Source organism: Burkholderia sp. Cy-637 (assembly GCF_011753175.1).
GTDB lineage: Bacteria > Pseudomonadota > Gammaproteobacteria > Burkholderiales > Burkholderiaceae > Burkholderia > Burkholderia gladioli.
Genome location: NZ_VWWC01000027.1, coordinates 52,902 through 61,008, shown reverse-complemented (window position 1 = coordinate 61,008; position 8,107 = coordinate 52,902). Strand labels below are relative to the sequence as shown.

At 64.1% G+C, this 8,107-nt stretch carries 7 protein-coding genes; 3 read left to right on the top strand and 4 right to left on the bottom strand.

Annotated features, from left to right (window positions below; translation table 11 throughout):
- From F3J10_RS10800 to F3J10_RS10785, 4 genes are all read right to left on the bottom strand, one after another.
- The coding region (locus tag F3J10_RS10800) for a polyketide synthase (RefSeq protein WP_167242047.1) at positions 1 to 1,515 on the bottom strand (1,515 nt) is incomplete at its 3' end.
- A gap of 2 nt (positions 1,516 to 1,517) precedes the next feature.
- Complete coding sequence (locus tag F3J10_RS10795) at positions 1,518 to 3,059, bottom strand: LTA synthase family protein (RefSeq protein WP_205200245.1); 1,542 nt, start codon at positions 3,057 to 3,059, stop codon at positions 1,518 to 1,520.
- Positions 3,056 to 3,847: an SDR family NAD(P)-dependent oxidoreductase gene (locus tag F3J10_RS10790; RefSeq protein ID WP_167242046.1), complete on the bottom strand. Its 792-nt coding sequence runs from the start codon at positions 3,845 to 3,847 to the stop codon at positions 3,056 to 3,058. The genes F3J10_RS10795 and F3J10_RS10790 overlap by 4 nt, the downstream gene beginning before the upstream one ends.
- Positions 3,840 to 5,045, bottom strand: coding sequence for a capsular biosynthesis protein (locus tag F3J10_RS10785; protein ID WP_205200251.1), 1,206 nt, complete (start codon positions 5,043 to 5,045; stop codon positions 3,840 to 3,842). Before F3J10_RS10785 ends, F3J10_RS10790 begins: the two co-directional genes overlap by 8 nt.
- 446 nt (positions 5,046 to 5,491) lie before the next feature.
- On the opposite strand from F3J10_RS10785, the gene F3J10_RS10780 reads away from it, so the two are divergent.
- The 3 genes from F3J10_RS10780 to F3J10_RS10770 are packed head-to-tail and all read left to right on the top strand — an operon-like array spanning position 5,492 to position 8,094.
- Entirely contained in the window at positions 5,492 to 6,640 is a 1,149-nt protein-coding gene (locus tag F3J10_RS10780; protein WP_167242045.1) for a hypothetical protein, read from the top strand.
- Positions 6,641 to 6,649: 9 nt separating this feature from the next.
- Positions 6,650 to 7,444, top strand: coding sequence for an ABC transporter permease (locus tag F3J10_RS10775; protein WP_167242044.1), 795 nt, complete (start codon positions 6,650 to 6,652; stop codon positions 7,442 to 7,444).
- Entirely contained in the window at positions 7,441 to 8,094 is a 654-nt protein-coding gene (locus F3J10_RS10770; RefSeq protein WP_167242043.1) for an ABC transporter ATP-binding protein, read from the top strand. The genes F3J10_RS10775 and F3J10_RS10770 overlap by 4 nt, the downstream gene beginning before the upstream one ends.
- Positions 8,095 to 8,107 lie beyond the last annotated feature (13 nt).

Here is an 8,107-nt window from a genome sequence, read left to right as displayed (position 1 = left end):
CCGCGCGGCGGTGGCCGCGACCGACTGCCAGTCGGCGCCACCCTCGAGCACGGCCAGGTAGCGCTCGGCCAGCGCGCCGAAGGCCCGAGGCGAGCGCACCGTCAGCACCAGCGGCGACAGGCGCGCAGCCGGCGCCGCCGTGACGGCCTCGGCCCGCGGCGTATCCGCCCCGGCGGGCGCCGAGCTCAGCACCACGTGGGCATTGGTGCCGCCGAAACCGAAGGAGTTGATGCCGACCGTGAGCGGCGCCTCGTCGTGCTCCTCGTGCTCCTCGTGCTCCTCGTGCTCCTCGTGCTCGCCATGCTCGCCGTCGAGCGCGGTGTAGCGCTCGACCACGCGCAGCCGGCCGCCCACGAAATCGATGGCGGGGTTGGGCGTCTGGAAGTGCAGCGAGCGCGGCACCGCGCGGTGCTTCAGGCACAGCACGGCCTTCAGCAGCCCGGCCATGCCCGAGGCGGTTTCCAGGTGGCCGATATTGGTCTTGATCGAGCCGATCAGGAGCGGCTTGTCGGCAGGACGTCCGGCCGACATCACCTCGATCAGCGCGCGCGCCTCGATCGGGTCGCCCACCGCCGTGCCGGTGCCGTGCGCCTCGAGATAGGACACCGCCCGCGGATCGACGCCAGCGCGCGCATAGACGCTGCGCAGCAGCTCGGCCTGGGTGGCCGCGCCCGGCACGCTGATGCCGCCTTGCGTATAGCCGTCGGAATTGACGCCCGAGCCGGCGATCACGGCGTGGATCGTGTCGCCGTCCGCCAGCGCGCGCTCGAGCGGCTTGAGCAGCACGAAGGCGCCGCCCTCGGCGCGCACGTAGCCGTCGCCGCTGGCGTCGAAGGCGCGGCAGCGGCCGCGCGGCGAGAGCATCGAGGCCTTCGAGAAGCTGACGAAGCCGAACGGGTGCATCAGCAGGTTCACGCCGCCGGCCAGCGCCATGTCGGTTTCACCCGAGCGCAGCGCCTGCACCGCCTGGTGCAGCGCGACCAGCGAGGACGAGCAGGCCGTGTCGACCGACAGGCTCGGGCCGCGCAGGTCGAACAGGTAGGACACGCGGTTGGAGGCGATGCTGAGGGTATTGCCGGTGGCCGAGTATGGATCGACCGAATTCAGGTCGTCCATGCTGCGATTGCCGTAGTCGGGACTCGCCACGCCGACGAACACGCCGCAATCACGGCCGCGCATGTCGAGCGGACGCAGGCCGGCATCCTCGAACGCCTCCCAGGCGAGTTCGAGCAGCAGGCGCTGCTGGGGATCCATCTGCGCCGCCTCGCGCGGCGAGATGCCGAAAAATGCCGCATCGAATCCCGCGATGTCGTCCAGCACGCCGGCCGCGAACGTGTAGCTCTTGCCGGGCTCGCGCTTGGAGGGATGCTGGTGGAACTCCGTGCCGAAGCGCCCGGCCGGAATCTGCGTGACGGCATCGCGCTCGTCGCGCAGCAGGCGCCAGAGTGCTTCCGGATTATTGACGCCCCCGGGAAAGCGGCATGCGATCCCAACAATTGCAATCTGTCCGTTCATCTTTATGTCGTTTTCTCTGGTGCCCGCGACTGGTCCATGCGACTTCCACCACCCTGCTGTGTCGCTTGCAGCAGCAGGCCCCCCAGCATCTCGGCCTGCAAGTCCCGACGTTCGGGTTTATCGACCCCGAAATTCCGCCAGATGAAATAATCGCTGCGCTCCGGACTCACGTCCAGCCCGTCGAAAATACGCGACAGGGCCGGAACATGATCACCGTAGAAACAGACCACGGTCCGCCTGTCGCTCGAACGCAAATGATCCAGCAGGCGCCCGAGCATTGCATCTGCATTTTCAATATGTCGCAAATACGCGGTCAGGTCCCGCCATTGGGCATCGTCGCCGAGAGTATGCCGCGAAGCCGCCTCGCCCGGCTGCACTGTTTCGAGATGCAGGGGACCGTGGTTTTCCATCGTCATGGCGAACACGAAACGCGGTCGGTCCGGCCCCGCCGTCTCCAATTCCGCAACGATCGCCTCGCCGACCGCCGCATCCGCCACGTAAGGGCCGGCGCGCGATGCCGAGGCGAAATGACCGATATCGAGGAAACGCTCGAAACCGAGCAAGGGAAATACCCGGTTTCGTCCGAAGAAATCGGCGTAATAGGGATGGATCGCGACTGTCTCGTAACCGCCACGGCCGAACCAGGCGGCCAGCGAGGCGAGCGGCCGCCTGACGAAGGCGTAAGGGTAAAAACGCGCGTAGCCGAGCGACCGGGAAGCGGTGCCCGTCAACACCGCGAACTCGGTGCGCATGGTGTTCGCCCCCCAGGCCGGCACCGTCATCTCGCCATGCCAGGCGGCTTCGCTGCGCGCCTGGTCGAAACAGCGCAACAGGCCGGGCTCGATCGCCGCGCCGAGCCGGCGCGCATCGAAGAACGACTCGCTCTGGATCAGCACCACGTCGGGGCACAGGACCGGTTCGCCGGTCGCGAACGGCGAGGCGGCCAGGCATTCGCGAAAGCGCCGGAAGGTGGCCGGACGCAGGCCATTGAGCAGGTAGGCGACGAATACCGCGAAAAAGCCGTGGCGACGCTGGTCGATCGAGGGCTCCAGCGTGAGCGGCAGGCGCGCGGCGATCGCCACCGCGAGCGCGAACGACAGCGCCACCGCCAGCCAGGACGGCGCGGCGGCGGCAGGCGGCAGGGGCCGCTCGGCGACGAAGCCCGCGATCACGAGCACGATGCCCGCGCCGATCGCGACGACCTTGCCGGCGCTCAGGAAGGGCAGATAGAGCCGCGGATGGGCAAACAACTGGCTGAACAGGCTCAGGTCCGTGAAGACGAACGGCTCGCGCAAGGACTCGTATTTCGCATTGCTCACGGCCGCCACCAGCCCGACCAGCGCCAGCGCCGCGCAGGCCGAGAAGATCGGCCGCGACGTCAGCGCGAACGCCAGACCGGCGAGGAAGCCTACCGAAAGAATGTGAAGCATTGACGACAGCAACGGCCGCGCCAGCGGCGCGCGCGGCACGGCGATCGCGTCGAGCGCGAACGACAGCGCGATGGCCGGCACCATGGTCAGGATGAGGGCAAGCGACGCGCTCAATTGGCGCGGTCCTTCGCGGGCAGGTAGGACAGGCGGTCGAGGATCGCGTCCGCGAGCGCGACGGGCAGCAGCGGCAGCAGGCGCATGCCGAACGCGAGCAGGGCCGGGAAGGCGATCTCGCTGCGGCCCGCCTCGAGCTTGCGCCGGATGTGCGCGGCCGCGCGCTCGGCGCTCCAGAGGAAGGGCTTGTCGCCGGGGAACACGTCGCTCATCGCGGTCTTCACGAAACCCGGCAGGATCACCGTCACGGCCAGGTCATCGCGCTTGAGCAGGGGCCGCACGGAGTCGGCCCAGGCCTTGATCGCCGACTTGCTGGCGCAATAGGCGGGCGAGATAGCCATGCCGCGCAAGGCGGCGATCGAGGCCACCACCGCGATCCGGCCGCGACGGCGCGCGCGCATGCGCTCGATCACCGGCAGCACGGTATTCAGCATGCCGTAGAGATTGGTGTCGATCACGGCGCGGGTACGTTCGGCATCCTCCCAATCGTCGGCGGAGGCAATCGTGCTGGCAATGCCTGCATTGGCAACCAGCAGTGTGATGGGGTAGCGCGCATCGAAGGCATCGAGCCAGGCGCCGATCGCCGCCGCGTCGCGCACGTCGACGATGCCGGTCTCGACCGTCGCGCCGCGCGCGCGGCAGGCCGTTGCGGCCGCATCGATACGCTGCGGGTCGCGTCCGACCAGGCCCAGCACCACGCCCGGCGCGGCGTGGGCCAGCGCGAGCGCGAGGCCCAGGCCGGCGCTGGCGCCGGTGATGACGACATGAGCCGGGGCCGGGTTACGCATCCGCGCGATCCAGGCGGTCGACCGCCCCGCGCACCGCCATCTCGATGCCGGTGCGCGTGTAGAAATCGCCGTTGATCTGCGTGTGGTGCATCACGTAGTCGAGGAATGCGTGATAGAGGATCATGTCGGGCAATTCGCCTTGATGCCAGAAGTCATCGAGCCTGCCCTGCCAGGTCAGCCCCGGCATATTGTAGATCGCCGCGCCGAGCGCGATCAGGGGGCGCTCGTGGTGCAGCGCCGACAGGCCGACCGTGCTGTTGACCACCACCACGCCGCGCGAGCGCTCGAGCAGGGTCGGCAGGTGTCCCGAGTTGATGAAGCGAATCCGCTCGCCGATGCCGGCCTCGCGCGCGATCGACAGCGCGAAGCGGCGATACTCGATCATGCCGGTGTCGAGCGGATGGTTCTTGATCAGCAGCATGGCGTCCGGGGGAGCGTGCCGGGCGAACGAGCGCACCACGTAGTCGATCGCATCGCGCACGCCCTCGAACGGGGAATGCACGACGATCTGCGCATCGGAATTCAGCTGCAGCGGAAACAGGTAATAGGGGCGGCCGGCATCGAACAGTTCGCGCGTGACGCGTTCGGCATGCCGGCGATGGCGCCCTTGCAGCAGCGCGCGAAACGCCAGGCCGCCGTATTCGACGAAGCCGTTGCGCGGCCGGTGGCTGCGATAGCGGGGAAAACGCCAGGCCAGCAGCGCGTTGGCGACGCGATAGCTGATGTCGTGGAAGACGCGTTCGTAGAGGTTGTAGCCAGTCGGCTCGCCGGGTTCGGCAGCCGGGGTGAGCTCACGCAGGCGCAGGTATTCGGCGGGATCCCGCGGCATGCGCGAGCGGCCGTTGACGCCGTGCGACTCGAGCGTGATCCAGTGCGGGCGGACATAGCCCTCCTCGAACACGTGCACGCGCAGGCCATATTGCTCGGCGATCGGATGCAGGGGGCGATGGACATCGCGGCAGTCGCCGAACATCAGGACGTCGGTGATGTTTTCGCGCTCGATAAAACTGGCGTACCAAGCGGACAGCTCCAACAGGCCGCCCACGTAGTTGGATACACCGGGGCGCCGACCATAGAACAGATCGCCACCGCAGAAATTGACGCGATGCACCGTATGCCCATGGCACTCCAGCACGTCGGAAAGATGACTGAAAAACTGCGATGCCGTGCCTTGCAGCACTAGGAATGAGCGAGGCATGGAGCACGCGTAGTGGGCAAAGCAAGCCAGATGTCTGACAGAGATTTTATACACCGGCTTCGAGGACGCGTCGCGCTCAAGATCGACCACCCGTTCCCGCCCGAATTGTCGCTGCAATATAACATTACGAAAAGAAGAAAAACAGCTTGACGCAAAAAGTTCATCGAGCAACGTCGGCAGTGCAAACGGTCCGCAGCGAAGTTGGCGCAACCCATATCGACTGGCTATAATCTGCCGCACTCACGGGTAGACGACGGCCCGCCGATGCCGAGTTCGCTCAACCAGCATGCCAGCATCTGCGCGGAACGTATGCTGGTCATCCCAAGTGGGTTCGATTGGAGCACTTCGCTCACGTGGCGCATTGCTCGACCTACATCCATCCAGGGTCCATGCCCTCGCTTCTGCCAGGTGCGGGCCCAATAGGCATAGAGTCTGACGGGAAAAAGTTGGAAAACGCAACCGATCGTGACATCCCCTCGACCACCCCGAAGCAGGGCCTGGTCCAGCGACTCAAGAAAATCAATCGCGTCTTTCTGTTGACGGTAGCTATACCGACAACCGCTGCGATTCTCTACTATGGCTTGATTGCATCGGATGTGTATGTATCCGAATCCCGTTTCGTAGTACGGAGTCCGCAAAAGCAGACCCAGACGAACATCGTCGGCGCGCTGCTACAAGGCACGGGGTTTGCTCGCGCGCAGGACGACACCTATCCTGTCATCGACTACATTCAATCGCGTGATGCACTCCGGGAGTTGAACGCCAGGAACTACATCGTCCGCGAATACTCCGATCACGGCGACCTGATCAGTCGCTTTGGTGGCTGGGGTGATAACAGTTTCGAAGATCTGTGGGAGTACTACGGAAAACGCATTGCCTCGGTGGATTTCGACTCCACCTCGGCGATCACGAAGCTGCAGGTCCGCGCCTTCACCGCCAAGGATGCCGCGACAATCAACGAGCGTCTACTCGAAATGAGCGAGCGACTCGTCAATCGCATGAACCGGCGGGCGGCAACCGATACGGTCGCGTTCGCCGAGCACGAAGTGGACCTCGCGACAGCGCGTGCCAAGGATGCTGCTGCCGCCCTCGCTCGCTACCGGAAGACTTACACGGTATTTGATCCGGACAAACAGTCAGCCCTGCAGTTGCAGCAGGCCACGACCCTGCAGACGCAGATGCTGGCAGCCCAGACGCAGCTTGCCCAGCTCGAGGCTATCGCACCGAAGAACCCGCAGATCGCCGTGCTCAAGACCAGCATAGCGAATCTGCAACAACAGATCGAAGCCGCTACCACGGGCGTGGCGGGCGGCAAAAATTCGCTGGCCGACAAGGCCGCCGTCTACGCACGCATGCAACTCGATTCGCAGTTCGCCGATAAGCAACTAGCTTCGGCCATGGGCGCCCTGGAAAACGCGCGTGCCGAAGCCCAACGCAAACAACTGTATCTCGAACGACTGATCGAACCCAATACGCCGGATATCGCGATTGAACCCAAGCGACTAAAGGGCATTTTCGAAGTCTTCGCGCTTGGCATGATCGCATGGGGCATCCTGACGCTCCTGATCGCCGGTGTGCGCGAGCACAACGACTGAAGGTCATCCATGGCGCATCACGATACCCCCTTTCCCCGTTCGCTCAATATCCAGCGCCGGGTGGTCGGTGCCCTGCTGATGCGCGAGATCATCACCCGATACGGGCGGCACAACATCGGCTTCCTATGGATTTTCTTCGAGCCGATGATGTTCACGCTCGGCGTGCTTGCGCTCTGGACCGCGATCAAGGCCACCCACGGTTCTTCCTTGTCCATTACGTCGTTCGCGGTAACCGGTTACTCGTCGGTGCTACTGTGGCGCAACTGCGCCAACCGGTGTGCACTGGCCATCATGCCGAACCAGGCCCTGCTGTATCACCGCAACGTTCGTGTCATCGATCTGTTTTTTGCGCGCCTGCTGCTTGAGGTCGGTGGTACGACCATGTCATTTGCGTTCCTGACCATCTTCTTCGTATCGATGGGCATGATGGCGCCGCCTTCCGATATCACCTTGGTATTGGGCGCCTGGCTGCATCTGGCAACATTTGGATGCTCTCTCGGCCTGATCATCGGTGCCCTGAGTGAACGAAGCGAAGCTGTGGAGCGTATCTGGCACACCATCGCATACTTGCTTTTCCCCTTGTCCGGTGCGGTCTTCATGGTCGAATGGCTTCCGCAAAAATACCAGCAGGTGGTGTTACTGCTACCGATGGTCCATGGCACCGAAATGCTCCGCAGCGGCTACTACGGCGCCCTGGTCAAGTCCCACTACAACATTGCCTATATGGTCACGTCGGATATGATTTTATTGCTCATCGGACTGTATCTGGTTCGTGATGCCAGCAAGCGAGTCGAACCCGAATGATCGAATTGACCGGAGTTTCCAAGGACTATCACACTCGGCAAGGCCGTCGTCGGGTACTGAACGGCGTCGACCTGCAGGTGCAGCGCGGCGAGAAGATCGGAATCCTGGGCCGCAACGGTGCCGGCAAATCGACGCTGATTCGCATGATCAGCGGTGCCGAGTTGCCGACCACCGGCAAGATTCATCGCAGTATGAGTGTCTCCTGGCCTCTTGCGTTTGGCGGCGCCTTTCAGGGCAGCCTGACTGGAATGGACAACCTTCGCTTCATCTGCCGCGTATATGGCGCAGATGCCAAGCAAGCAGAACCGTTCGTTCAGGAATTTTCCGAGCTCGGCTATTACCTGCGCGAACCCGTCAAGTCATATTCCGCGGGGATGCGCGCGCGCCTGGCCTTCGCGATCTCGATGGCGATCGAATTCGACTGCTTCCTGATCGACGAGATCGTGGCAGTCGGCGACAGCCGCTTTCACGAGAAATGCCATTTCGAACTGTTCGAACGTCGCGCGGATCGCGCGCTCATCATCGTCAGTCATGATCCAGGGTATATCCGGGCCCATTGCAACCGGGCCGCCGTGCTCGTGCAAGGTCGTCTGCACGGCTTCGAGCATGTCGACGACGCGTATCATTTCTATCAGGAAAATCTTGCCTGACCACCGAGGCTAT